A 25569-nucleotide genomic window follows, 5' to 3' on the forward strand; every position below is an offset into this window, starting at 1 on the left:
TATTCTCAGCGCTCGTTGTTATGACAATAAGCTAAAGGAAGACTGCCGTTGTAAATAACATAATCGCCATTTTTTTGCTTTATAATATTGTATTGAACAGATTTGTTTTTTTCGAGATAGAAAACATATATAAGCTTTTGCAGAACGGCATCATCCACCCTGTCGTTGTTTTCTTTGGAAACGTTTACGGAAGACATTTTGTAATTGTTATTTTTTTCGGTGAACGAAAAAAATAACAGTCGATTAAGGGTGAGTTTTTTATTTTGCTCATCTTTTACCTCTCCTCTTAACGATGCTGTTCCTTCTTTTCCCGTAAACGTAAAACGGAGCATTGCCCTTAAATATGTATCACTATTGTTTGCCTGGAAGTGAGCCGTACAAGAAAAAAAACGTGCCTGATGTGTGCGATACATAAAAAATGCCACAAAAAAGCAAATTATCACTAATGTCGTAGCGAAATAGAGTTTTTTCATGACGCCCTCACTCCTCTTAACAATAAAGAAACGCAATGTGGTTTGTCACCATTTATTGGTTTATTGCATGCTAATATTGTTGCCGAATGCATTATACTATAAGCAGTAATATAGATGTGTGGGAATTTAGAACAGTTAGGGTTTAACTGCTCAAGTACCTTTTCATGAATGTCTTTTTCTTGCATATCATCATTAATATAAACCAGGCAGGCGCCAATTTTTTTGTAAAAAACAAATGACTCAGAGACTTGCTTTTTAGGCGGTAAATTAATTACAACGAGAAAAATTATGGCGGCCAGAATAACATAACTAAGGGATATAAATTTATGTTTATTATTTATTATTGGCTTTAACAAAAGTGGTTTATTTTTAATGGTGCTCTCTGCGATAGAAATCTCTTCCGTGGTTTCATCCGCCTGAATATTGTCGGAAATTATTTCTTCCACAGCGATGTTTAAATTAAAAATAAAACCTTTTTTAGGGACGGTGTTAATCCAGTTACCTGCGTTGCCATCCATGATTTTTAGCGTCTTGCGCAATATACTTATATTTTGGTAGAGATTATTAGGCGTGATCTCGCTGTGTTGCTCTCCCCACGCGAATTCAAATAATTCTTGTTGCGTGACAAGTCTTCTATTCGCCAGCAACGCTAACAGGCACCGGCCGGCTGATACCGGTAATGAGATGGGTTGTCCTCCATTTTCTCTATTTACCAGTTGATATAGTTCGGGGCAGAACTCAATATTTTTATTTATCAGATACATAGATCCTTCGCGACTCTAATTTTTAGCGTTTAGATTAAAAGGTTCTGTAGATTTCTTTTAGCGCAGATAAACATTACCACAATTAATGTAAAGTGTTTAACGCCATTTTTGCGGCGTATGTCTGTTAAATTTATTTTGATGCACGGGCAGGCCTGACAAAAACAGAGATAATATGGCGGCAACCTGTAAGAGATATAAAACCTGACTTTTGCAATGCACAGATAATTTAAGGGTAACGGAAAAACGAGCTTAACGATATATTGCTCTCTAATTTAACCGCGTTTGCACCGGACACGACTGTTTTTCAGTTCACAGATTTAAACGTTTGTGTTTCTCCCACCGAAGCACGATGTTTCCTCTGCAATAATATTTATGGGGAGAATCCATCGCCACCCTGACGATGGACTCTCTTCGCAATTGAAGTTATAGAGAACAGAGGCTAAATACGCAATCAGCGCATAGTCACGAACTCTTCTGCGCCGGTCGGGTGAATCGCGACGGTGTTGTCGAAATCTTTCTTGGTTGCGCCCATTTTCAGCGCTACCGCAAAGCCTTGCAGCATTTCATCCATACCATAGCCGATGCCGTGGATGCCGACGATCTTCTCATCGTCACCCGCACATACCAGCTTCATGCGGCATGGCTGACGGTGAGAGGTTACAGCGGTGTACATCGCCGTGAAGGAAGATTTATAGGCCTTCACGTTGGCGTCGCCGTACTGCTCGCGCGCCTGGGGTTCAGTTAAGCCCACGGTGCCGATTGGTGGGTGGCTGAATACCACGGTTGGGATATTGCTGAAGTCCAGATGCTCGTCCGGCTTATTGTTAAACAAGCGCTCGGACAGACGGCGGCCCGCAGCAACGGCGACAGGCGTCAGTTCCACCGCCCCGGTGTTATCGCCCACGGCGTAAATACCGGATACGTTGGTATTCTGGAATTTATCGACTTCAATGTAACCTTTGGCGTTGGTTTTCACGCCTGTAACAGCAAGGTTTAAATTATCCGTCGCAGGTTCGCGGCCAATCGCCCAGATCAGGCAATCTACCGTTTCTGAACGGCCATCTTCCAGATGCAGAGTCAGGCTGCCATCGGTATTTTTTTCAAGTGCTTTTGGCACCGCCTGGGTGTGCAGCGTAGGCCCTTCGGTGTCAATAACTTCCAGTAACGTTTCAACGATCAACGGGTCGAAAGTACGCAGCGGCGCGTGTTTACGCACGAACAGGTGGGTTTCAGAACCCAGCGCGTTGACCACGCCTGCGATTTCCACGGCGATATAACCCGCGCCAACCACGGCAACGCGTTTTGGCAGCGCTGGCAGCGCGAAGAAGCCGTCGGAATCAATGCCGTGCTCCACGCCTGGAATGTTCGGATGGCCTGGACGGCCGCCGGTGGCGATAAGAATATGGTCAGCGGTAATGGTTTCGCCATTCACTTCCACAGTGTGCGCATCAACAAATTTGGCAAAACCGCGGATCACGTCGACGTTGTTTTTGCCCAGCACGTTGTCATAAGAGGTATGGATACGGTCGATGTACGCGGTACGGCTGGCAATCAATTTATCCCAGTCGAAGTTATTCACCGTGGTATCAAACCCGTAATCAGGACCGTAGTTATGAATGGCTTCGGCGATTTGCGCCGCGTGCCACATGACCTTCTTCGGAACGCAGCCTACGTTCACGCAGGTACCGCCCAAATCTTTTGCCTCAATCAATGCGCATTTTTTCCCATACATTGCCGCACGGTTGATAGAGGCGATACCGCCGCTGCCGCCGCCAATGGCGAGGTAGTCATAATGTTTGGTCATCTGCAGGTTTCCATGAGTGAGAAAAATAATTGCCAGGATTGTAACGCGTTAGCTCACAAAGCCGCAAAGGGTGCTTCTATGGCTGTGATAGGGCGAGACTATTTCGAGGAAATATCTCAAATTAGGCCCTGAGAGATAGCGATTATATTGCGGTTGTATATAAACTGCTCATTCAGGACGTTTAGCGGCAGCAAAGGAAGGGGAAGCCTTATTTCCGTATCACCTATGAATGATCACCAAACCAAAAAAGATACTCTCTTATGGGGTGTCTGGCTGATCTGGGCTATTACGCTTGCCTGTTACGTATTCCATTGGTCAGCGGTGATGCTTATTACCGTCGTATCGCTATTTCCTGTCGTCTTACTTCGCCAGATAAAAATCAAACAAGGAAAGAATATGTTTAAAAAGAAAAATCAGGAGCTCGTTGGAAATAATATGTCTACTAACGCCTTAACAGAACACTCAGCCCCGGCGGCAGAAAGCGATAAGCATGTCGCTCCCCAATCTGCCCGTCGTTGTACGGTCGTGGCGCAGGGCACTCTTTTTACCGGCAACATTAATCTCGAAGGCGATATTCACGTTTATGGGAAAATCCTCGGCAATATCAACCTTACGAATGGCATATTGCACGTGATGCGCGATGGATTTATTGAAGGCGAATTTACCGCGCCCAATATTATTATTAACGGAAATGTTCAGGGAACCTGTATCGGCGAGAAAATAGAAATCCTCGAACACGGCGAAATGAATGGCTTGAGCCGCAGCGCTGCCTTCTCGATTCGCCCCGGCGGATGTTTTATCGGGCACTCAGAACGCCTGCCCGAGGCGCAGAGAGAAAAGGAACCAGAGCACATTTTTAAAATGAAGAAGAACCAGCAGGATATGGCCGTAGAAGACGCCACGGTTATCGCGCTGGTTCAGGGCGAATAGCGGATTTATTCTGGCACGATCCAACTCAGTGTCGTTGAACCGGTGCCTGCCGGGACCAGCGTTTTGTGCAGCCATGGCAGCACGTTTGCCATTTGCTGCTCAAGCTTCCACGGTGGGTTGATGACTATCATGCCCGAAGCCGTCATGCCGCGCTGATCGCTATCCGGACGCACCGCGAGTTCAATTTGCAGGATGCGACGAATGCCGGTTTCTTCCAGCTCACGAATCATGCGTTTAATTTGCTGGCGCAGCACAACCGGATACCACAGCGCATAGGTGCCGGTGGCGAAACGTTTGTAACCTTCGCTAATGCCTTTCACCACGTCCTGGTAGTCGGTTTTAATCTCATACGGCGGATCGATAAGAATCAGGCCACGACGGGACGCCGGCGGCAGTTTGGATTTTAACTGCATATAGCCGTCGGCGCGTTCAACGCGGGCACGATTGTCTTTCTGGAACTCAGAGCGCAACAGCGGAAAATCAGAAGGGTGCAGCTCGGTGAGTTGCAGGCTGTCTTGCTCGCGTAGCAGATGGCGCGCAATCAGCGGCGAACCCGGGTAGTAGCGCAACTGGCCGCTTTGGTTGAATGCTTTAACGGCGCTGATGTACGGCTCCAGCTCTTCCGGCAAATCGTCCTGCTGCCAGATGCGGGCGATGCCTTCGAGATATTCACCGGTGCGTTCGGCGTGTTCGCCGCTCAGTTTGTATCGGCCTGCGCCTGCGTGAGTATCGAGATAGAGGAACGGTTTCTCTTTCTCTTTTAAGGATTCAAGGATCAGGCTTTGAACGGTGTGTTTCAGTACGTCGGCGTGATTGCCGGCGTGAAAGCTGTGGCGATAACTGAGCATGGCTTGCAGGGTTTCCAAAAGACTAAGAAGGACTACGTAATCTGCACAGTATACAGCCTTATGCTTATCGCCTGGCATTGAAATTAACTACACTAAGCCTCATGTTAGTTAGATTGCCTTTGTAGCGCTAGCGGAGCGCTCAACTTATCGGATACCAGGAATCGCGCATATGACCAATCCATTGTTGACCCCTTTCGATCTGCCTCCTTTTTCCAGTCTGCTTCCTGAACACGTTGTCCCGGCCGTACAAAAAGCGTTGGATGATTGCCGCGAGAAAGTAGAAAGCGTTGTGGCGCAGGGCGCGCCTTACCGTTGGGAGAATCTCTGCCAGCCGCTGGCGGAAGTGGACGATCGCCTGGGCCGTATCTTTTCGCCGGTAAGCCATCTCAATTCCGTGCAGAACAGCCCGGAACTGCGCGAAGCTTACGAACAAACGTTGCCGCTGCTTTCTGAATACAGCACATGGGTTGGTCAGCACGAAGGTTTATATCAGGCATATCGTGATTTGCGCGACGGCGCTTACTACGCGGATCTGAGCGTTGCGGAGAAAAAAGCCGTTGATAACGCGCTGCGTGATTTCGAGCTTTCCGGTATCGGCCTGCCGAAAGAGAAACAAAAGCGTTATGGCGAAATCGCCGCGCGCCTGTCCGAGCTGGGTTCCACCTATAGCAACAACGTGCTCGACGCGACCATGGGCTGGACGAAGCTTATCACCGACGAAGCGCAACTTTCTGGCATGCCGGAAAGCGCGCTGGCGGCGGCGCGCGCCCAGGCAGAAGCAAAAGAGCAACAGGGCTGGCTGCTGACGCTGGATATCCCAAGCTATTTGCCAGTGCTCACTTACTGTGACAACCGCGAACTGCGTGAAGAGATGTACCGCGCTTATTCAACTCGCGCTTCCGATCAGGGGCCAAATGCGGGCAAGTGGGACAACACGCCGGTAATGGAAGAAATTCTGGCGCTGCGCCACGAGCTGGCAGAACTGCTGGGCTTTGGCAACTACGCGGAAAAATCGCTGGCGACCAAAATGGCGGAAAACCCGCAGCAGGTGCTGGAGTTCCTGACCGACCTTGCGAAACGTGCGCGTCCGCAAGGGGAAGCCGAACTGGCGCAACTGCGTGCGTTTGCGAAGAAAGAATTCGGCGTTGATGAGCTGGAACCGTGGGACCTCACTTACTACAGCGAGAAGCAAAAACAGCACCTGTACAGCATCAGCGACGAGCAACTGCGTCCTTACTTCCCGGAAAACCGTGTCGTGGCGGGCCTGTTCGAAGTGGTGAAACGTATTTACGGCATCACCGCCAAAGAGCGAAAAGATATCGACGTCTGGCATCAGGACGTGCGTTTCTTTGATCTATATGACGAAAAAGGCTCCCTGCGCGGCAGCTTCTACCTCGACCTGTATGCCCGTGAAAATAAACGCGGCGGAGCGTGGATGGACGACTGCGTCGGCCAGATGCGTAAAGCGGACGGCACGCTGCAAAAGCCTGTCGCTTACCTGACCTGTAACTTTAACCGTCCGGTGAATGGCAAACCTGCGCTGTTTACCCATGACGAAGTGATCACCCTGTTCCATGAGTTCGGCCACGGCCTGCACCATATGCTGACGCAGGTTGAAACGGCGGGCGTTTCCGGCATTAACGGCGTGCCGTGGGATGCTGTCGAGCTGCCAAGCCAGTTCATGGAAAACTGGTGCTGGGAGCCGGACGCGCTGGCGTTTATCTCCGGCCACTTCGAAACCGGCGAACCGCTGCCAAAAGAGCTGCTGGATAAAATGCTGGCGGCGAAGAATTATCAGGCGGCGCTATTTATTCTGCGTCAGTTAGAGTTCGGCCTGTTCGACTTCCGTCTGCATGCGGAGTTTAACCCTGAGCAGGGCGCGAAGGTGCTCGAAACTCTGGCGGAAATTAAAAAACAGGTCGCCGTGGTGCCAGGACCTAAGTGGGGGCGTTTCCCACACGCTTTCAGCCATATTTTTGCAGGCGGTTACGCGGCGGGTTACTACAGCTATCTATGGGCAGACGTGCTGGCGGCGGATGCCTATTCCCGCTTCGAAGAAGAAGGGATCTTTAACCGCGAAACCGGGCAGTCCTTCCTGGATAACATCCTGACCCGTGGCGGTTCTGAAGAGCCTATGGAATTGTTCAAACGCTTCCGTGGACGCGAGCCACAACTGGATGCCATGCTTGCCCATTACGGCATTAAGGGCTGAACTATTTCGTGAAAATCTGTTTATTAACTGAAACAGGCGCCGATTCCGGCGCCTTATCTCTTTTGAGCGCACGCTGGGGGCTTACGCATGACGAAGATGCGCTGATGGCGCTGGTGCTAACCCCTGAACATCTGGAACTACGCAAACGCGATGAGCCAAAACTTGGCGGCATTTTTGTCGATTTTGTCTCAGGTGCGATGGCGCATCGCCGTAAATTCGGCGGCGGGCGAGGTGAAGCGGTAGCAAAAGCCGTGGGGATCAAAAGCGGCTATCTGCCAAACGTAGTAGATGCGACGGCAGGGCTTGGGCGCGATGCTTTCGTGCTGGCGTCTGTTGGCTGCCGGGTGCGGATGTTAGAGCGTAACCCGGTAGTCGCCGCACTGCTTGATGACGGCCTGCGCCGTGGCTATCAGGATGTGGAAATCGGCGGCTGGTTGCAGGAGCGCTTACAGCTTATTCACGCTTCAAGCCTTACCGCGCTAAGCGATATCACACCGCGCCCGGAAGTGGTTTATCTCGACCCGATGTTCCCGCATAAGCAGAAAAGCGCGCTGGTGAAAAAAGAGATGCGAGTATTTCAGTCGCTGGTGGGGCCGGATGAGGACGCGGACGGACTGCTCGAACCCGCCCGTCGCCTTGCAACAAAACGAGTTGTAGTGAAGCGTCCGGATTACGCCCCCCCGCTTGGCGGCGTGGAAACCCATAATGCCGTTGTGACCAAAGGCCACCGTTTTGATATTTATTCCGGGACGGCAGACACAACGCTGGAGTAAAGAAATCTGTAGGGCGGATAAGCTTGCGTCATCCGCCGCTATTTTAGAAGGGCCGGCATTGTCAGGTGGATAGCGTTATCGCTTATCCACCCTACGATTTACCGAACAAAATTAAGCTTAATCTTCGTCTTCATCGCGCAGCGGCACAATCAGCATATCGATATGAACGGTGTTGATTAGCTGGCGTGCAGAAGACATCAGTTTGCTCCAGAAATCCTGGTGGTGTCCGCAAACCACCAAATCCATATCGTATTTTTTAATGGCGTCTACCAGAACCTGGCCCAGATCGCCGCTGCCGCTTAAGGTTTCGGTAATCGGATAACCGGCGCCGGTAGAGAGTTCGCTCAGCGCATGGTGAGTCTCTTCAGAGATGCGCTTTTGCATATCCCCCAGGTTAACGTCAATCAAGCCGGTGTAGAGATCGGAGTAATTTACATCGACATGAATCAGGGAAACCTTCGCGTTGTAAGGGCGGGCCATTGAAACTGCTTTTTCCACCAGCACCTTGCTCTCCGGAGAGAGATCTACCGCGATCAGAATGTGTTTGTAAGCCATAATGTTACTCCTTCCATAAGATGATCCCGTGCGTATTCGGATTCCAGCGTAAGGACTTCATATTGTAGATGATATTTCTACCCTATCCCGAATGATAAAAACCGTCAATGCGCCACCCTTTTAAACATTCAAGCCAAAAATGATGGCCGCTGCATTGATAATGATTAACGTAGTGGCGAAAAAATTAACGGATCTCCTACACTATTAAATAAGCCGTTCCGGAAAGCTTGTGTAAACCGGTGGCTTTTCTGATTGCTGAACTTTCTGTTGAAGTTTTCGGGGTGAGCGGTTGTCCTGGAGCGATGCTCTGTGGCTACGCCGGGAGGGGAACATGATCAGCACCGTTGCTCTATTTTGGGCGCTATGTGTAGTCTGTCTGGTGAATATGGCGCGTTACTACTCGTCATTACGTGCTTTGTTAGTGGTGCTTCGTGGATGCGATCCGCTGTTGTATCAGTATGTCGACGGCGGTGGGTTTTTCACGGCACATGGTCAACCCAGCAAACAGATTCGCCTGGTGCGCTACATTTACGCCCAGCGCTATCTGGATCACCACGACGATGAGTTTATCCGCCGCTGTGAGAGGCTTCGCCGTCAGTTTATGCTGACCAGCGCTCTGTGCGGATTAGTGGTCATCAGTCTTATCGGATTGATGATTTGGCACTAGGGTTTAAAAGCGATACATAAAAAAGCGGGCCAGTAAACTGACCCGCTTTTGTTTTATCTATTGTAGAGGTTTTGCGGTGGATGGCGCTTTCGCTTATCCACCCTACGATATTAGCAATTTTGTAGGTCGGGTAAGCGTTAGCGCCACCCGACATCAAACCCTTATTCGTAGGTCGGGTAAGGCGTCAGCCGCCACCCGACATACAGCCATCACAACATTAGATAAAGTGCAGTGAAATCCAGTACAGCGTGCCCGACAACAAAATCGAGACCGGCAGGGTGAAGACCCAGGCCATCAGGATATTTGTTACCGTCTTACGCTGCAGACCGCCGCCATCAACGACCATCGTCCCCGCAACGGAGGAAGAGAGCACGTGGGTCGTGGAAACCGGCATCCCGGTGTAGCTGGCAATACCGATGGAAACGGCGGCCGTCATCTGCGCGGACATACCCTGCGCATACGTCATGCCTTTCTTGCCAATCTTCTCACCAATGGTGGTCGCCACACGACGCCAGCCAATCATCGTACCGATGCCGAGCGCCAGAGCGACCGCCATGATAATCCAGATTGGCGCATACTCGATGGTATACAGCAGGTCGGTTTTCAGCTCTTTTAAGAAGCGTTTATCGTCCGGTGTGGTTTCCGGAAGACCAGCCGCTTTCTCTGCGGTATCGGAGATGCACAGCAGCAGACGACGCATGTGGCTGCGCTGTTCCACGCTCAGCTTATCGTAGCTGTCGATATTGCCCAGCAGCTCTTTGGCACGCTGTACGGCAACCATGGCGCGGCTTGCATCGCAGTGAAACTCTGCCGGTTTATCCTGGCCCTGAACTTCTTCCGGGGTAGGGATCGCCGGGTTGAGATCAACCACGTGTTTAATCGCATCGCCATGCTGCGCGTAGTATTGCTCAAGATGCGTGATGGCATCGCGAGTTCGGGCAATATCGTAGCCAGAAGCATTCATATTGACCACAAAGCCCGCGGGCGCCACGCCAATCAATACCAGCATGATCAGGCCAATGCCTTTCTGACCGTCGTTTGCGCCGTGGGAGAAACTCACGCCGATGGCGGAAAGAATCAGGGCGATACGCGTCCAGAATGGCGGTTTTTTCTTGCCGTCTTTTTTCTCGCGCTCAGCCGGCGTGAGGTGGATACGGCGACGCTTCTTGGTGCCGCTCCAGTAGCGACGTAGCAAAAAGATAAGGCCGCCCGCAATCACCAGACCCACGATTGGGGAGAGGATCAACGACATGAATATCCCAATGACTTTCGGGATATTGAGCGCATCGACCACGGAAGTACCGGTCATCAATGCGTTGGTCAAACCGATACCAATAATGGCACCGATAAGCGTATGGGAGCTGGAGGCCGGCAGACCAAAATACCAGGTGCCGAGGTTCCAGATAATAGCGGCCAGTAACATAGAGAACACCATGGCGAGGCCATGTGCGGACCCTACGTTCAACAGCAGGTCTGTTGGCAACATATGCACAATCGCATACGCCACGCTCAACCCGCCGAGCAGAACGCCGAGGAAGTTAAATACCGCAGCCATTGCCACCGCTAGTTGCGATCGCATTGCGCGGGTATAGATGACGGTTGCCACTGCGTTTGCAGTGTCATGGAAGCCGTTGATCGCTTCGTAGAAGAGAACAAATGCCAGAGCAAGTAATAACAAAAGCCCCGTATGCATATCGAGGCCGGCAAACAAATGTAGCATAGACGTTACGCCATTTTGAGGACATGAACGCGGCGCATTATGTAAGACAACGGCTTAATGCGCCAAGTGAAATATAGACTTTTCTTGATGCTTATCGTGTCGGCCTTAAACAAGGAAAAGATTTACATTTTGTTTTTCAATCACCTGCAATTGTTAATGCGCTTTAAGCTGGTGCGACCAGCGTTCGATCTTTACAATTCCCACCCTTAAGCATAGACGGGAGTCGGTCGTGGAAAAGTTTGATGCCATTATTATTGGTGCGGGTGCAGCCGGAATGTTTTGCGCGGCGATGGCCGGGCAGGCGGGCGGCCGCGTGTTACTTATCGATAATGGTAAAAAACCTGGCCGCAAGATCCTCATGTCTGGCGGGGGGCGTTGCAACTTTACTAACCTTTATACCGAGCCCGCAGCGTATCTGAGCCAAAACCCGCATTTTTGTAAATCTGCTCTGGCGCGCTATACCCAGTGGGATTTTATTGACATGGTCGGTAAACACGGTATTGCCTGGCATGAGAAAACCCTCGGCCAGTTGTTCTGCGACGACTCGGCGCAGCAAATCGTCGATATGCTGGTTGCGGAATGTGAGAAAGGCCAGGTCGCAATGCGCCTGCGTAGCGAGGTGCTGGGTATCGAGCGCACCGAAGAAGGATTTACTCTTAAGCTTAATGGCGAGGACGTTCAAACGGGGAAACTGGTGATCGCCTCCGGCGGCTTGTCTATGCCCGGGCTGGGCGCGACGCCGTTCGGCTACAGGGTTGCGGAACAATTTGGTTTGAAAGTGCTGCCAACGCGCGCGGGGCTTGTGCCTTTTACCCTGCATAAGCCGTTGCTGGAACAGCTTCAGGTGCTTTCGGGCGTTTCTGTTCCTTCCGTTATTACTGCGGAAAACGGCGTTAGCTTCCGTGAAAATCTGCTCTTTACCCACCGCGGCCTTTCTGGCCCCGCCGTGCTGCAGCTTTCAAGCTACTGGCAGCCGGGCGAGTTTGTTAGCGTTAACTTACTTCCGGACACCGATCTGGACGTATTTATTAACGAACAGCGTACAGCGCATCCGAATCAAAGCCTGAAAAATACGCTGGCTATGGTTCTGCCAAAACGCCTGGTTGAATGTTTACAGCAGCTCGCACAAATCCCCGATGTCACGCTTAAACAGCTTAATGGCCGCCAGCAAAGTGAGCTCCTTGAAACGCTGCAAAACTGGCGAGTTCAACCCAACGGCACCGAAGGTTACCGTACTGCGGAGGTGACGCTGGGCGGCGTGGATACGAACGAGTTAAGTTCACGCACCATGGAGGCCAAAAAAGTGCCGGGTCTCTACTTTATTGGCGAAGTGATGGATGTTACCGGTTGGCTGGGCGGCTACAACTTCCAGTGGGCGTGGAGTTCCGCCTGGGCTTGTGCGCAGGCTTTGGGGAATAGTGTCCAGAAATAATAAAGCGTGCCCGTAAACCGTAAAGCCGTGAACAGGCCTCAACCGAGGCCTGTTCACGGAAAAATACTCTGTCAGGGCTCAATATTTAACGAAGCTTCCTTCGGTACAAAGCTATTAATAATGCGCACGTAGTGTTTGCGCTGCGCTTCGGTAAAATCATTATTCGCCGCTAACGTAAAGACCACCAGCTTTCTTGAGTCGGGATTTAGCTGCGGGTGCCAGGGCAGGGTGATAATAGACAACACTTGTTTAACCCAGCCGCCGTCTTCGAGAAATTTATTGGCGGTTTGCAGCACCGGTAATTTCGCCGGGCCAATTTCATGCTTGAGATTTTTTCCTTCCACCTCAAAACCCGGCACAAAACGTTTCATTTTTTCCCACTGTTTTTCGCAAAAGTCATCTACGGTCTGATCTTTTTCCAGCGTGGCGCGGTTAATCATAATGTTATACGGATTGTTATCTTCGTCCCTGTAACGAAGAATATTGATGGACTGATCTTCCTGTGGGGTGATCGTCAGAAAGCTGCCTTCATTAATGGGGTATGTCACTGGTTGTTTGCTCATAATAAAATATCTCTTAATCCTTATTTGCCTTGCGTAGATAACGGAATGATTTCAACACGACGGTTTTGTGCACGTCCTTCCTGGGTATCGTTATTGGCTATCGGGCGTGAATTGCCCGCGCCTTCGATAATAAAATTGTCGACCGGTAAACCAGTGTGCTTAACCAGCCAGTCGCGAATGATCCGCGCGCGTTCGGTGGACAGTGCCCGGTTTACCGCTTCGGAGCCTGTGTTGTCAGAGTGGCCAATGATGAGAAATAGCTGCTCCGGTGCATGAACTATCTCCGAAACGATTTCCTTGAGTATTTCTTCGCTACCGGGCGCCAGGCTGCTGCTGCCTTTTTTAAACAGCGGCGCCGCGCCAGCCAGCCCATACCGCTTTGCCTTTGTCGCCTCGCTTTCTCTGACAAACATCCCGAAAGATTTCCGCTGGGTCAGCAGATTGAGCATGGTGTGGCTGAAGACGTAAGCGCCCCCTGCCAGACAAGCGAGCAGAGCCAGTATCGCGGCGATTTTCGGCCAGCGTCTGCGGGCCGGTTTTGGCGCTATGGGCGGTAGCGGCAGGGGGGATTGAGCTGATTCTGCGGTCATGAGCGGGGGAAGCTGGACGCTCGGCAACGGCGGCAGGGCAATCGAACCGGAAAGCCCCGGGAGAATGCCGTACTTTTCTGCAAGCCACCGGGACCAGGCTCCGTGACGGGTGAACCCTTGCCCATGATCGGCAATCGCCACGTCTGTAAGACTGAGTTGAGTACCGTCAAACAAGTTTTGCAGGGCGCTCATAATGCGGTTTTCGGCAAGCCAGGAAACAAGCATGCCGATGAGGGCGTGCCGCTGAATAGCGTGGATATCTTTGCTGTTATCGCGGGCTTTCAGCGTGCTAAGAAGACCGATGAGCCTGGTTTCCAGTTCTGATGGCGAAACCGGCGTGGCCGTCAGGTTTCCGCTCCAGATAGCCTGGTCAGGATCGTGCGAAGAGCGCTCCAGGCTCAGGCGTGTATACAGTCCCAGCATGCATGGCAGGCTTTCGGGTAAACGTGTGGAGGAAAGGGCGTACTGCCATGCGGCGATTTGTTCAATTAAAATCCCGTTTTTTTCAAATCCATCGGCAAGCAGCGGGAAAAAGGCAAGTATCCCTGCCTCGGTATGCTGCTCTCTGACATGAGCGATTCGTTTGGCAAGCGACGTGGCGTGCGTAGCGATAACCCAGACAATACCGTTGCCGTTACCTGTGGAAAGGTTGTTCTGGTTAAACCATTTACCGGCGAATGGACCAATAATAAATACTATAAGCCGTGGAGAAGCCGTCCGGGCTTCAGATTGTGGTACGGCTTCAAATTCTGATGGCTCAGAGTGAGCATCTTCCTGAGAAAAATAGCGTTCATGGCTCGCGGCGCGCAGCGAAAGCAATTCTTCAGTTTGCCCCTCCTGCTGTATCAACAGCGTTAGCAGTTGCCTGGCGCATCGGAAAAGCGTTTTACTGTTGGCATGCAGCAAAGGTTCGATTTGTGCGGCTAATGGCAGGTTATCTTCACTCGTGTTGTAGCCATAAAAGTAATGCACCAGAGAATAGCGTTGCCAGGATAAAGCATTATTCTGCTGCCTGTCGGTGAGCCTGATATCGAAATAGCGACACAGAGCCCGACACAGCGTCTCGCTCTCTTCCTGCGTGTGATCCTCTGCGATCAACTCTTTATGAAGCCGCTCTATAAGCGAGGTTAGCTTTAACTGAAAATCCGCCGGAGAAGGAATGATGCCGTCAAAAGAGATCAGGGTATCAATGCCGATTAGACGGCTAAAAATGGTTTCACTTTTCACCATCTTTTCTCCGTCACCGTTCCCCAGCCTGTGGTCGTTGACCACGGACAGATGCGAACGACTTCCGGCTTAACGGTGGAAGCCGTTTTAAATTCGAGAGGAATAACCCAGCCACCGTCCTGTGACCGGGATATAAAAGTTTCCAGTTCTTGCAGCGTAAACATGCGCTTGTACAGCAGCGTGTTTTGCTGGTTGTAAACGCTGAGATTCAGGCTGCTGGTTTCCGCTTCGCTGGGAAAATATTCCGCCTGCTTAAGCGTGATAGATTTTTTATACCAGGCATACTGGCGGCCGATCCAATCAGCTTCATCGGCGGGCGGATCGGCAAAAAAGGCCTGGAGGCTGGGCGCCATGACTTCAGGTAAGACCGTACCGTTTTTCAGGTGGATACCCGCCTGGTATTCAAACTGCCTTAAGGTTCGCTCATTGCCCAGCGTATAAGGCGCGAGGACGGCGGCGCTCTGCGCTTCCAGCCCCAGCAGCGTTCTGACGCGCTTTTTAGAAACGTTATCTCTTTCCCACCAGGCTTTTTCGACAGCGCCCTGTTCTTTAGCGCTATTGTCGTGATCGCTCCAAACTTTACGGTGCTCTTTGCGCTGGTAAAAATGCCACAGCAGCGGCTTATGCGGATGAAAAATATCGTATCCGTGGCTGAACGCTCGTACCGTCATGGCGATTTCTTCCCCGGCAAAGAAAATATGGGGATCGTTGGGGATATCCTTCACAAAGCGAGAAGTGGTGAAAATAAACCCGCCTGCGAGATAGCTACCGCGCACCGGCTCCGGTGACTCAAAGGGCGCGGAGCCAAACATGGGGATCCCCTGTTGGTTAAATTCCCGAAAGATTAAGCGACTGACGTAGGTTTTCTTGCTGGCCTCTTCATCCTCTCCCGGACAATAAGGCGGCGGATAAGACGAAAGAATAGGCAGCGGAGAACGGCTTTGTAACGAATGCAGCATCGCTATCATTTCGCTATCCCAACAGGAAATAAAGCGGCAGTGGGAGTCGATTTGCAGGAAATAGCGTTCCTCTTCGAACAGGGTTTCCGACAGGCTGCGCGCCCAGCAGGCTCCCTGACTGGCATAATAATGCACGCTGATGATATCGATCCTGGCCTGACGGTAGTTAAACCGATGGACCTCCCTTCCGGCGACTATCCGGCAGTCGACCGGCTCCAGTCCGGCCTGTTCGAATACGCGCAGGTCTTCGTCATCCTGCCAGCAGACAGCAATATGCAGATTTTCAGGATGAACAGCATGGCGCAGCATATCCCGCAGCGTGGGGATTAACTCGGGATCGCGATAGCTGGCCATACTGATAAAAATAGTCGCCAGGTTGTCCATATTTTTAGTCCCTTAAAAAGTACGTTATTGAATATCAAAAACGATTTCTGCTTTGGCGTGGAATATCCCGCCGGCAGGAGATGGCTGGTTAGCTGGAATAAGCTTTGCGTTCCATGCAAATTCAGCCGGCCCCTGGCTGGTAATACTGGTTTTTTGTTCTGAGGTGCTGCCGTCTACCTTCATGGCTCTGCCGGCGCCATCGGTGATTTGAATGCCCAGCCTGTCTTTATTGCCCGCGGCGTCTTCAACGCGAATATAAGAGGCGTCTGATGAAGGGGTAGTCGTGACGATTGACGCTTTGGCAGAATAAGAGCCGTAGTCGCTTTTACAGACGATGGCAAAATCCAGATTGCGGACAACGCCGGCGCTCAGCAGCGAAGGCGTGACGTTATTAAAATCGACGGTTTTTGTGCCGTCGGTGGTGCAGGCTGGCGTGCTGATAACTTTTATTTCGCCAATCGAAAGTTTCATGATGTAGGATGCCGGATCCTCCGTCCTCAGGTAGTTATAGGCAATCTCCGCAGCGGGCAGGACGGTATCGCCCTGCGGATTATTCAGCCGCAGGATGTCTTCGGTTTTAAAAAACTGGACGCGATAAAAAGAACCTGCCAGAAAGTCAAACGTCCCGCTTTGTTCCCCATTTTTAAAAGATAGATAGCTGGTGGAAGGAAAATTGCCGAAAGCTTCACTGTTATTCCAGAGTATCTTGATGCCGATCCCGGGAATATTGGTCTGGTAGATTTTGGTCGAACTATTCTGGCCGATCAGGTTTAAGACGCGTTTACCGTATTCCGTACCGGCAAGGCAGTCATCATAGCCAATGTTCTGGCCCGCGGTCGGGCTGTCGTACTGGGCAACGGGATTCGAGGTATCGACCGGCGCATCGGCGGCAATACGAATAACCTGCGAAGGAATAGTGACGGTGGTTGGTGCGCCGCGGGCAAGTGTACAGGCGGCCTCAGCGCCGTGCGAAAAAATAAATGCGGATGCCATAGCGACAAAGATCCTTAACATAATTTATTCCTTCTCTTGATTTAGCATGGCGATGATTTCAGGGGGATACATTTTTATAAGGTCGGCAAAATTTTTGCCGATGCTCTCTTCGGCATATCGCAGCACCGGAACCAGCGGGCTGCTGGGTTCCGTCATGGCGAACCAGCTACGAACCTCCTGCAAACGCTGCAGCGCATCCGCGCGGCTACCAATGCCGCGCTGCGTTTCCGGCACGTTGCAAAGGGGGACGGGCGCCATCACGATACTGGCGGAATCAACTGTTGCAGGCGCTGCGTCAACAGCAGGCAGACTGATTTCTTCTCCGGCCCGATCGGCGGGAGCATTGTGAAGCGGCGCGTTAGCGACGGGAGGCAGAGTGCCGAACTCGCTGGAGAAAAGGCCCAACAGGCTATCCAGTACGCTAAGCTCGGGTGCTTCGTGAACCAACGCCTGACGGAGCGTTTTCTTTATTTCCTGTAGAAAATGGCGCGCCTGGGTAAGCGGGGCTATGTCGTCCCGGGCGTTGAGATGCCATTCATGCAGCAGTGCCGCAACGGCCGCCTCCGAAAGCGCTCCTTCTTCACGCGGGACAACGTGCGCCTTTTCAAACTCCTTCAGGGTTATCTGCAATCCCGATGCTTTGGGAAGCGGCTGGTTACGCAGGTCGGCCAGCAGGCCATTCGCGTCTTCCAGTTCGGCAAACGCGTTAGCGCGCAGCATGGGGGTAAACTCCCCTTCATCAAGAAGCTGAGGATGCAGGTCGTTCGGCCAGGCGTGTAATAAAGCATGAAGAGCTTCTATACCTTCGGATAAGGCGAGGAGGCCGACTTTACGCAGCCGACAGCGCATCAGGATAATCATCACCCTGATATCCTTGCTCTTTTGCAGCAGCGTCAGGCATTCGCGCTCGGTTTCGGCCCAGTTAACGGGTTCCGCCGCTTCAAAAAAACTGCCGTATTCGACATCAAGCCGTGGCTGGAGCCGGGACTGCAGCATAATAAAGGCGAGATCGTAATCGAGGCTTTCACCGCACGGAGCGTCGCCTGCAATAGGCTGCATCAGGTGCTGGTAATACTCTGAACAGGTCAGTCTGTATGTTGTTTCGGTCATAAAGGTTTACTTTTCATCAATGGGTGGCGGCTTAGTGGCTCAGAAAGAGGGCCGCTAACGATGGTACATTTCGGGTTCAAAGCTCATACCGAAGACCGGCCTGTCGCATTTTTCCCGCTCAAGCCAACTGGCGTAACCAAGCTGGTGGCTGCCGTCCAGGCAGGCCAGAGGCACCTGATCGGCGGCCAGCACCAGTTGTATATCCCAGGCGTATTCAAAGCCGATAAAGCTGCGGACCAGTTCGCGCAGCACCGTCATGTCGTTGCCCCACGGGCTAAATAACATGTATTGCGCAAGCGTCAGCGGGCCTGCCAACAGTTTGAATTTGTGCTGCCGGTCCAGCACGGTATTGCCGAGAATGGCACCGTCGCCCAGCAGGCTGGCGTAGCGATCGTCCCCAAGGGCGGTTTGATCCTTCTCATCCAGAAAAATCCATTGCAGCTCAAACTCTTCCATACGTACCGGCACGTTGAAGTAATACTGCATGGCCCCCAGCAAACCGTCTGGATTACGGGCTTCACGCACCAGATGGGCGGAAGTAGCAAGGCGAGCGTGTACCGGCAGCGGCGTGGGATCTAACTCCGCGGGATCAAGCCCGACCAGGCTGCCGACGTAAAACGAAAAGCGCTCGTCGTCTTTACGATCCAGTGAGGCGGTGTCCTGCGACAAAAACCAGGCGCGATAAAACAGGCTGAGCGCCCGGTGATGGAAAATGTCCACGAAGTCGATGAGAGTGCGATCGTGCTGTTCGTAGCGCGAATGGGCCAACTCGGAAAGGTGGAGCGGCATCGCTCCCTGCGCGCCCCAGATGCCTAAGCCAAAAAGTTGAATTTTGAGTTTATCGCCCTGTCGGCTGATGTGTGATATCTCGCGCGGCGAGAACGCCATGCTGGAAATCTGGCCTAATCTAAAGCGCTCCTGTGCGGGCAGCGTCGCTTTACCGGGGGCGGGAAGAGAAGGCGTGCGGGCGGCAATGGCTCGCATTATGCTGATAAAGCCGGCTTCCCAGGGAGTATCAGGATCGTACCAGCTATCCAGGCCTGCTGGCAGCGCTTCGCGTTGGGGTATATCTGAACGGTTCATAGCACTCCCCGCCTGCCCGGACGGACTTTCCAGCGAGCTATCAATCCGCGCTGCATCGAATGCAGCTCTGTTTCGGTGAAAATATTGATGGCGGCGTGGCGCGCCAGATAGTTTTCCATTATCAGGCCGAAAAGGTACGGACTAATGCCTGAAAAACCTTCTTCATCCACGGTCAGGCTACAGCAAACGCCACGCCCGTATATCAGTAGCCCATCTTCCGCAAGGCGGCGAACAACGGGTTCAGTTTTACAGCCCACCAGGCTGTTAATTTGCGCCACAGATTCCAGATCGGCTGCGGTAGTGAACAGCCGCAGCATATTGCGCAGGGATTCACCGCCCTGAGCATGTTCCATCTCAGACAGGGGAAGATAGTTGAAGCTTAACTGGCGAATCAGCCGCCATGAGGATTCCCCTACCGCAAACGGCGGGCGCGGTGCGCTGGGCGAAGTCACAAAGCGGGCGCCGTGGATGGGCACAGAATCCGACATGCTGAGATCGAGGCTATTCGTGCTGGCCAACAGGCGTGGCAAATCGCGATTGGTGACCATAGTATCCACCAGAAGGTAGCGGATATTCTCGCCGTATGGCGCCTCTTGCTGATCGACGAGCGAGATGAATATTTCGGTTTCGCTATACGGGGTTCTGGTGTCGTATTTACGCCTGGTCGCGGCTTTTGCCCTGACTTCTCTCTTGACGGAAAAATAACGGCCAAAATTACCGGAATCGCTGTGACGAGTTTGATAGAGCGGATTAAACGTCAGCTCTTCGCTTGTTTCTGCCTGTAGCCCCAGCACCTTATTAACGGAAAAAACTTCGTAATCGAGCGGCCGGCTACGGTCAGGAACAATATGAAAATTATTTAATGCCCGATTGACTTCAATTCTGTCGACCCGCTTTGGAAAGAGATTAATTACCGGCGTGCAAAACAGCAAAAAGCGTGACGCATCCAGATGTGGGATAAGATCCTGCGGCAGTTTATCCAGCAGAATAATTATTTCCACTTCGTTGGTGTGGTTTTTTTCCAGAGCGGCGGCGAGTTGAGTCAGCGTGAAAAAGTAAAATCGCTCGCGGCAGCAAATATATTCCTGAATTAATGTATGCCCATGAAACATATTCCATTGCAGCGGTAACAGGCTTTGGTCCGGCGCCAGACCTTCAAATTTAAGCGACTGCTGGCTGATGACATGATGCTGAGATTTTTCCCCGGCCGCACTGCGGATAATTGTTGCTATGTGGCTGCCGTGAAGCAGCTCAAAAGTATGGGATACGATGCGTTCATCGCCCTGAATATAAAAAGGCAGCTCATCCAGCCCCTTTAGCGCTGAGAAAACAAGGTCGCCCTGTAACTTTAATTTGATGCGCACAGCGCCTTTCAGGCGAGAGTGGTGGAGGCGATAGTTTTCAAGGTTAGGAATATCGGGAGGAACAGAAGTTAGCCTGGCTTCTACTATTTCCAGCGGCCACAACGTTACTTCCTGGTTATTTCGGAACTCGCAGCGAGTCATCTCACCCGGTAGAATTTTGCTGTAAAAAGCGCTCTTTTTAGGGATCGTATAGCCATTGGTTAGATCCCCTTCGCTCAAATTAGGCTGCAGTTGCACGACGCCCATCGAAGGCGTTGGCGAGTTATAGTTTGGATAAACGATATCCAGTAGTCGCTGGGTAAATTTCGGGAATTCGGCATCGAGTTTTATCTGCGTTCTGGCGGATAAAAAGCAGAACGCCTCAATGAGACGCTCAACATAGGGGTCGGCAACTTCTATGCCGTGCATGCCCAGACGACCAGCAATTTTGGGGTGCCGCTCGGCAAACTCTCGCGCCATTTCCCTGACGAAAGTCAGCTCCCGATTGTAATAATCTAAAAAATCATGTTCCATTTGGCACCCTGTAATTATAATCGCGCGAAGGACCTGGATTGGGTCAATAAATATCAGAATCGGACCTTTTGCGGATTTTTCACTGCGCTGTTTTCCTTAACTCTGCATTGCCGATTCTAAAATTAAAAATAAAATTTACGATGCTGGTATTTATAGTATTTGTGACTTTAGGAATGCCTTGCGGGCAGTTGTCTTAAAAGCCATCAGGCATCGGATTGAGAGTTTTTATTTCTATTTTTATTAACTACTATGGCCCTAAATTAGCATTGCGGTAGATATGATTTATCGTAAGGCTAATAGAGTGCTCCACTATGGGACAGTGGATGAAAATGGAATAATTAAAACAGGGCGAGTTTTATCGTGGCCATAACGAGAAAAAACCTATTTGGCAAGTTAAACATTATCTTGTTCAAAAGCATCGAAAGTGCCACCACGCTGTGTAAATTACGTGGTAATCCCTATGTTGAACTGGTGCACTGGTTAAATCAGATTTATCAGCAGCAGGATAGCGACCTGAAACATATTATTCGACATTTTGAAATCGATGTTGAAATGCTTGAGCGTGATTTTGCTCAGGCATTAACTCGTCTGCCTGCCAATGCAAGTTCTATTTCTGACTTCTCATACCATGTCGAACTGGCAATTGAACGTGCATGGGTATATTCCAGCCTGGAATGCCACAATACCTGTATCCGCAGTGGCCATTTATTAATTGCGCTACTGACCACGACAGAGCTACGCCGCACGCTGTTCGCTATTTCTCCAGCATTTGAAAAACTTCCTTTGGAGCATTTGAGTAAAGATCTTGGCTATATCATTCGTGAATCTGCTGAAGAAAGTGAATTAGCCTGCGATGCTTCTCTTCATGGCGAAACCGGGATACCGGGAGAGGCCAGCAATGCGCTTGGCACAGCTCAGAGCGGCGGGCTTTCGCAATACTCTACGGATCTCACGGCGCTTGCGCGCGAAGGGAAAATCGATCCGGTTCTGGGGCGTGATAAAGAGATAAACACGATGGTGGATATCCTGCTGCGTCGCCGCCAGAACAACCCTTTGCTGACCGGGGAAGCCGGTGTCGGTAAGACAGCCGTGGTTGAAGGGCTGGCGCTGGCCATTGCGGCGGGTGAAGTCCCTCCTTCGCTTGCAAGGGTGCGTTTACTTTCGCTTGATGTCGTGGCGCTCTCGGCGGGCGCCAGCATGAAGGGCGAGTTTGAAGCGCGCTTAAAAGCGGTGCTGGAAGAAGCGGTTAATTCAGCCGATCCGGTAGTGCTGTTTATCGATGAGGTTCATACGCTGGTGGGGGCGGGCGGCAATGCCGGCACCGGTGATGCCGCAAATCTGATGAAGCCAATGCTGGCGCGGGGTCAGCTACGTACTATCGGAGCTACAACCTGGAGTGAATTTAAACGCCATATTGAAAAAGACCCGGCATTGACGCGACGTTTTCAGGTTTTACAGGTGGAAGAGCCTTCAGAAGAGCTAGCTATCGCCATGCTTCGCGGCCTGCTGCCGGTTCTGGAAAAACATCACGGCGTCTGGATTATGGATGAAGCGTTACGTGCGGCGGTGCGTTTATCCCATCGCTATATCCCTTCACGCCAGTTGCCGGATAAAGCCATCAGCCTGCTGGATACCGCCTGTGCCAGAGTTGCCGTTGCCCAGCACGCGCCGCCTGCCGAGCTACAGATGCTGAAATTCCGCAGCCAGTCGGCGCAGACCGAGCTGTCGCTGCTTGAAAAAGCGATTGGTTTCGGTAAAGAAAGCGGTGGCAGCGTGAAAGATATTGAAGCCTCGATTGCCGAACATGCGCAGGAGGCGGAGCAGCTTGATCGCCGCTGGACGCAGGAGTGTGAGTTGGTAGCCAGCATCGTTGATACCCGCCAGCAGTTGCTTGCCGCCACGGCTGAAGATCCCCAAATGCCAGAGACGGAAAAAATCGCCTTTTTGCAGGCCCGGCTGAACGAGCTGGAAACGGCATTAAGCGAAACCCGTCATGAACAACCGCTGGTGCAGGCGGAAGTGAATGCCGGTGTAGTCGCCTCAATCGTCGCGAGCTGGACCGGTATTCCGGTAGGACAGGTGGTGAAAGATGATATCAGCGCCGTCATGGAGCTGCCGCAGCGTCTTTCCGAGCGCGTTATTGGTCAAGGGTATGCACTGAGCTGCCTGAGCCAAAGCATACAGACCGCACGGGCAGGACTTGCCGATCCGCAAAAACCATTCGGCGTCTTCATGCTGGTGGGCCCGTCAGGCGTGGGGAAAACCGAAACGGCACTGGCCATCGCCAGCCAGCTTTATGGCGGCGAGCATAATCTCATCACCATTAATATGAGTGAATATCAGGAAGCCCATACGATTTCATCGCTGAAAGGCTCTCCGCCGGGCTATGTCGGCTATGGCGAAGGCGGCGTGTTAACCGAAGCGGTTCGGCGCAAGCCTTACAGCGTGATCCTGCTTGATGAAGTGGAAAAAGCGCACGCTGACGTGCATGAATTGTTCTTCCAGGTTTTTGATAAGGGTTCAATGGAAGACGGCGAAGGTCGCCATATTGACTTTCGTAATACCATTATTTTATTAACCAGCAACGCTGGCAGTGAAATAATCAGTAGCGCCTGCGCCGATCCGGAAACAGCGCCGGATGCTGAAGCTTTACAGGCAATTTTACAACCGGCTCTTCTGCGCGTATTCCCGGCTGCATTTTTGGGAAGAGTCACTGTGGTTCCTTATTTTCCACTAGAACGAGAATCGCTCCAGCATATTGTCAATATTCATTTTCAGCGTATTGCTGAACGGGCAAAGGCACATCATAACATTCGTCTGACTTTCAGCGATGAGGTGATGCAGCACGTAGTGGATCAGTGCCCGGTAGCAGAGACAGGGGCAAGAATGCTGATCCGTTTTATTGAGAAGAATATTCTACCGAAGATTGGTGCTGCGATTTTAAACAGGACCAGTTCACCAGAAACCGGCAATACAATAGTAGCAATGCGTGTAATGAAAAGTCAGGAAAAAGGAAGTGGGATTGTTATACAAACGGAGGAATTACCGACGGAATAATTCAGAAGGGATGTAAATAATACGGAAGTATCTCAATTGTTATATTTAATACGAATAACAGAATATAGGGAATTATGATGCATAAATTCAAATTGACGCTTTGTGCTTTGCTGCTAACTACCGCATCGGCTTCTGCTCTGGCTGCCGATGAGACTCAGGGAACGGTAACCTTTAACGGTGAGCTGTACGCTGAAACCTGTTCTATTGCCAGCGACTCTGTTGATGTTCAGGTTACGCTGCCTAAAGTATCCATTCAGACTCTTAAGGCCAGCGCAGATGCTGCTGGTTCTAAAGGCTTCGATCTGAATGTTGAAAACTGCCCGGTGGGGATTACTCAGGTTGCCGCGCATTTTGAAGCTATCAGCAGCAGCGGTGTGAATAGCGCAACGGGTAACCTGACTAACCAGTATCAGGGCGCAAGCGCAAAAGCCTCGAACGTTGAAGTTCGTCTGTATAACTCTGACGAGAAACAGTTGAAACTGGGTGAAACAGGCGCGCCGGCTCAGGTGAGTAACGGTAAAGCGACGATGCGTTACTACGGTGGTTATTACGCTACGGCGGCAACTACCGCAGGTCTGGTTTATGCGCAGGCGCGTTATACGCTGGCATATCCATAATAAACCAACCTGTTTCGGGTTGGGTGAAGGGGCGGTTTTATCGCCCCTTATTAAAAAATAATTTGTCTGCCTTTTAGCAGCGGAATTTTTACGCGTAGGTTTTTGCTATGAAATGTCAACGTGCAATATTTTTAAAATTAACAAACGCCCTTATTTTTCTGGCTTTATCAACACAGATAGCTTTTGCCGGCATGACGATTTCCGGTACGCGTATTATTTTTCCTGGCAACGAGCGTGAACAAACAGTAAGAACAACGAATAAAAGTAATTTACCGTTGCTGGTACAGGTCTGGACCGATGACGGCAGTAAAAATGAAGATATAAATAAGATGAAGGTGCCTTTCACCGTTACTCCACCGGTTTATCGCGTGGAGCCGGGCAAGGGCCAAAGCATAAGGCTTATTTATAATGGCATGACTCTGCCACAGGACAGGGAATCGGTCTTTTGGTTTAATTTGCTGGAAATTCCGCCGGTTAAGGAAACGGCAAAAGAAACCGATCGTCTGGAGCTGGCTTTCAGAACAAGAATTAAAATTTTCTATCGTCCATCGCAGCTCAAGAGCAGCAGCGCTCAGGAAGTCGAGCGGCTGAGCTGGGAGGTTATCGATGCTGGAAAAGGCGTAAAAGTAACAAACCCAACGCCCTATTATTTTTCATTTGATTCAGCATCGTTAACGTCCGGAACGGCTAAGCATCAGTTAAACGTCGATATGGTCGCGCCGTTTGAGAGCAAAATATTTACGTTAGCAGCTAAAGCGACCGTGGGCATTGTAAACAGAGTAGATATTCGGCTTATTAATGATTACGGCAGCGTGGTCGAACACCAGCTCGTTTATTCGCAAGGTAAAAGGTTAACCCTAAATAACCATAATAAATAGTCGTCAGCGGATAGCGAAAGATTATTCGCAAGATGCGACATGAGTATTTGTTG

21 protein-coding genes are annotated in these 25569 nt (G+C 51.1%); 8 read left to right on the forward strand and 13 right to left on the reverse strand.

Going from position 1 to position 25569, the window contains the following annotated elements:
* Nucleotides 1-5 precede the first annotated feature (5 nt).
* From MUA00_RS16370 to gorA, 3 genes are all read right to left on the reverse strand, one after another.
* Nucleotides 6-473 (reverse strand): hypothetical protein, encoded by a 468-nt coding sequence (locus MUA00_RS16370; RefSeq protein ID WP_271124090.1) that lies wholly within the window; start codon nt 471-473, stop codon nt 6-8.
* Nucleotides 470-1237, reverse strand: a complete 768-nt coding sequence (locus MUA00_RS16375; RefSeq protein ID WP_271124091.1) for a winged helix-turn-helix domain-containing protein — start codon at nt 1235-1237, stop codon at nt 470-472. Before MUA00_RS16375 ends, MUA00_RS16370 begins: the two co-directional genes overlap by 4 nt.
* A 451-nt stretch (nt 1238-1688) precedes the next feature.
* Nucleotides 1689-3041 (reverse strand): glutathione-disulfide reductase, encoded by a 1353-nt coding sequence (gene gorA / locus MUA00_RS16380; RefSeq protein ID WP_271124092.1) that lies wholly within the window; start codon nt 3039-3041, stop codon nt 1689-1691.
* A gap of 324 nt (nt 3042-3365) precedes the next feature.
* Here gorA and MUA00_RS16385 point away from each other — a divergent pair, with 324 nt between their 5' ends.
* Nucleotides 3366-3971 carry a bactofilin family protein gene (locus MUA00_RS16385; protein ID WP_271124255.1) on the forward strand — a complete coding sequence of 202 codons (606 nt, stop codon included), beginning with the start codon at nt 3366-3368 and terminating at the stop codon, nt 3969-3971.
* A 5-nt stretch (nt 3972-3976) separates the two neighbouring features.
* Here MUA00_RS16385 and MUA00_RS16390 read toward each other — a convergent pair whose 3' ends face one another.
* Nucleotides 3977-4819, reverse strand: a complete 843-nt coding sequence (locus tag MUA00_RS16390) for a 23S rRNA (adenine(2030)-N(6))-methyltransferase RlmJ (RefSeq protein ID WP_271124093.1) — start codon at nt 4817-4819, stop codon at nt 3977-3979.
* A 169-nt stretch (nt 4820-4988) separates the two neighbouring features.
* Here MUA00_RS16390 and prlC point away from each other — a divergent pair, with 169 nt between their 5' ends.
* On the forward strand, nt 4989-7031 hold the full coding sequence (prlC, locus tag MUA00_RS16395; protein ID WP_271124094.1) for an oligopeptidase A: 2043 nt from the start codon (nt 4989-4991) through the stop codon (nt 7029-7031).
* Nucleotides 7032-7039: 8 nt separating this feature from the next.
* Nucleotides 7040-7804, forward strand: coding sequence for a 16S rRNA (guanine(1516)-N(2))-methyltransferase RsmJ (gene rsmJ / locus MUA00_RS16400; protein WP_271124095.1), 765 nt, complete (start codon nt 7040-7042; stop codon nt 7802-7804).
* 117 nt (nt 7805-7921) lie between these two features.
* On the opposite strand, the gene uspA is transcribed toward rsmJ, so the two are convergent.
* On the reverse strand, nt 7922-8359 hold the full coding sequence (gene uspA, locus MUA00_RS16405) for a universal stress protein UspA (RefSeq protein WP_121265023.1): 438 nt from the start codon (nt 8357-8359) through the stop codon (nt 7922-7924).
* 331 nt (nt 8360-8690) lie between these two features.
* Between uspA and uspB the strand changes: the two genes are divergently transcribed.
* Nucleotides 8691-9026 carry a universal stress protein UspB gene (gene uspB, locus MUA00_RS16410; RefSeq protein WP_121265025.1) on the forward strand — a complete coding sequence of 112 codons (336 nt, stop codon included), beginning with the start codon at nt 8691-8693 and terminating at the stop codon, nt 9024-9026.
* Nucleotides 9027-9243: 217 nt separating this feature from the next.
* Here uspB and pitA read toward each other — a convergent pair whose 3' ends face one another.
* Nucleotides 9244-10746 (reverse strand): inorganic phosphate transporter PitA, encoded by a 1503-nt coding sequence (gene pitA, locus MUA00_RS16415; RefSeq protein WP_271124096.1) that lies wholly within the window; start codon nt 10744-10746, stop codon nt 9244-9246.
* 229 nt (nt 10747-10975) lie between these two features.
* Here pitA and MUA00_RS16420 point away from each other — a divergent pair, with 229 nt between their 5' ends.
* A complete protein-coding gene (locus MUA00_RS16420; RefSeq protein ID WP_271124097.1) occupies nt 10976-12178 on the forward strand; it encodes a BaiN/RdsA family NAD(P)/FAD-dependent oxidoreductase in 1203 nt (400 codons plus the stop codon).
* A 71-nt stretch (nt 12179-12249) separates the two neighbouring features.
* On the opposite strand, the gene MUA00_RS16425 is transcribed toward MUA00_RS16420, so the two are convergent.
* The 7 genes from MUA00_RS16425 to tssF are packed head-to-tail and all read right to left on the reverse strand — an operon-like array spanning nt 12250 to nt 20964.
* Entirely contained in the window at nt 12250-12741 is a 492-nt protein-coding gene (locus MUA00_RS16425; protein WP_271124098.1) for a DcrB-related protein, read from the reverse strand.
* Between the two features lie 20 nt (nt 12742-12761).
* Nucleotides 12762-14561 (reverse strand): OmpA family protein, encoded by a 1800-nt coding sequence (locus MUA00_RS16430; protein ID WP_271124099.1) that lies wholly within the window; start codon nt 14559-14561, stop codon nt 12762-12764.
* Nucleotides 14555-15901, reverse strand: coding sequence for a GlcNAc-transferase family protein (locus MUA00_RS16435; protein ID WP_271124100.1), 1347 nt, complete (start codon nt 15899-15901; stop codon nt 14555-14557). The genes MUA00_RS16430 and MUA00_RS16435 overlap by 7 nt, the downstream gene beginning before the upstream one ends.
* Nucleotides 15902-15925: 24 nt before the next feature.
* Complete coding sequence (locus MUA00_RS16440; protein WP_271124101.1) at nt 15926-16915, reverse strand: fimbrial protein; 990 nt, start codon at nt 16913-16915, stop codon at nt 15926-15928.
* Between the two features lie 3 nt (nt 16916-16918).
* Nucleotides 16919-18004, reverse strand: a complete 1086-nt coding sequence (locus MUA00_RS16445; protein ID WP_271124102.1) for a type VI secretion system protein TssA — start codon at nt 18002-18004, stop codon at nt 16919-16921.
* 54 nt (nt 18005-18058) lie between these two features.
* Entirely contained in the window at nt 18059-19087 is a 1029-nt protein-coding gene (tssG, locus tag MUA00_RS16450; protein ID WP_271124103.1) for a type VI secretion system baseplate subunit TssG, read from the reverse strand.
* Nucleotides 19084-20964: a type VI secretion system baseplate subunit TssF gene (gene tssF / locus MUA00_RS16455; RefSeq protein ID WP_271124104.1), complete on the reverse strand. Its 1881-nt coding sequence runs from the start codon at nt 20962-20964 to the stop codon at nt 19084-19086. Before tssF ends, tssG begins: the two co-directional genes overlap by 4 nt.
* Nucleotides 20965-21324: 360 nt before the next feature.
* On the opposite strand from tssF, the gene tssH reads away from it, so the two are divergent.
* The 3 genes from tssH to MUA00_RS16470 all read left to right on the forward strand — a co-directional run bounded on the left by tssH (nt 21325) and on the right by MUA00_RS16470 (nt 25516).
* Complete coding sequence (gene tssH / locus MUA00_RS16460; RefSeq protein WP_271124105.1) at nt 21325-24021, forward strand: type VI secretion system ATPase TssH; 2697 nt, start codon at nt 21325-21327, stop codon at nt 24019-24021.
* Between the two features lie 77 nt (nt 24022-24098).
* Entirely contained in the window at nt 24099-24638 is a 540-nt protein-coding gene (locus tag MUA00_RS16465; protein WP_271124256.1) for a fimbrial protein, read from the forward strand.
* A 125-nt stretch (nt 24639-24763) separates the two neighbouring features.
* The gene (locus MUA00_RS16470) at nt 24764-25516 is read left to right on the forward strand and encodes a fimbrial biogenesis chaperone (RefSeq protein ID WP_408639721.1); all 753 of its coding nucleotides are present in this window, start codon (nt 24764-24766) and stop codon (nt 25514-25516) included.
* Nucleotides 25517-25569: the final 53 nt, after the last annotated feature.

Origin of the sequence: Dryocola boscaweniae (assembly GCF_025215095.1) — a bacterium.
Taxonomy (GTDB): Bacteria; Pseudomonadota; Gammaproteobacteria; order Enterobacterales; family Enterobacteriaceae; genus Dryocola; species Dryocola boscaweniae.

Bases quoted from the DNA above. Each gene is read 5' to 3' on its own strand.
- uspA (WP_121265023.1), bottom strand. From the start codon at position 8,359: ATGGCTTACAAACACATTCTGATCGCGGTAGATCTCTCTCCGGAGAGC.
- MUA00_RS16375 (WP_271124091.1), bottom strand. From the start codon at position 1,237: ATGTATCTGATAAATAAAAATATTGAGTTCTGCCCCGAACTATATCAA.
- MUA00_RS16440 (WP_271124101.1), bottom strand. From the start codon at position 16,915: ATGTTAAGGATCTTTGTCGCTATGGCATCCGCATTTATTTTTTCGCAC.
- tssG (WP_271124103.1), bottom strand. From the start codon at position 19,087: ATGAACCGTTCAGATATACCCCAACGCGAAGCGCTGCCAGCAGGCCTG.
- MUA00_RS16385 (WP_271124255.1), top strand. From the start codon at position 3,366: ATGCTTATTACCGTCGTATCGCTATTTCCTGTCGTCTTACTTCGCCAG.
- MUA00_RS16445 (WP_271124102.1), bottom strand. From the start codon at position 18,004: ATGACCGAAACAACATACAGACTGACCTGTTCAGAGTATTACCAGCAC.
- pitA (WP_271124096.1), bottom strand. From the start codon at position 10,746: ATGCTACATTTGTTTGCCGGCCTCGATATGCATACGGGGCTTTTGTTA.
- prlC (WP_271124094.1), top strand. From the start codon at position 4,989: ATGACCAATCCATTGTTGACCCCTTTCGATCTGCCTCCTTTTTCCAGT.
- MUA00_RS16370 (WP_271124090.1), bottom strand. From the start codon at position 473: ATGAAAAAACTCTATTTCGCTACGACATTAGTGATAATTTGCTTTTTT.
- MUA00_RS16435 (WP_271124100.1), bottom strand. From the start codon at position 15,901: ATGGACAACCTGGCGACTATTTTTATCAGTATGGCCAGCTATCGCGAT.
- MUA00_RS16425 (WP_271124098.1), bottom strand. From the start codon at position 12,741: ATGAGCAAACAACCAGTGACATACCCCATTAATGAAGGCAGCTTTCTG.
- uspB (WP_121265025.1), top strand. From the start codon at position 8,691: ATGATCAGCACCGTTGCTCTATTTTGGGCGCTATGTGTAGTCTGTCTG.
- MUA00_RS16430 (WP_271124099.1), bottom strand. From the start codon at position 14,561: ATGGTGAAAAGTGAAACCATTTTTAGCCGTCTAATCGGCATTGATACC.
- MUA00_RS16390 (WP_271124093.1), bottom strand. From the start codon at position 4,819: ATGCTCAGTTATCGCCACAGCTTTCACGCCGGCAATCACGCCGACGTA.
- gorA (WP_271124092.1), bottom strand. From the start codon at position 3,041: ATGACCAAACATTATGACTACCTCGCCATTGGCGGCGGCAGCGGCGGT.
- MUA00_RS16465 (WP_271124256.1), top strand. From the start codon at position 24,099: ATGCATAAATTCAAATTGACGCTTTGTGCTTTGCTGCTAACTACCGCA.
- tssF (WP_271124104.1), bottom strand. From the start codon at position 20,964: ATGGAACATGATTTTTTAGATTATTACAATCGGGAGCTGACTTTCGTC.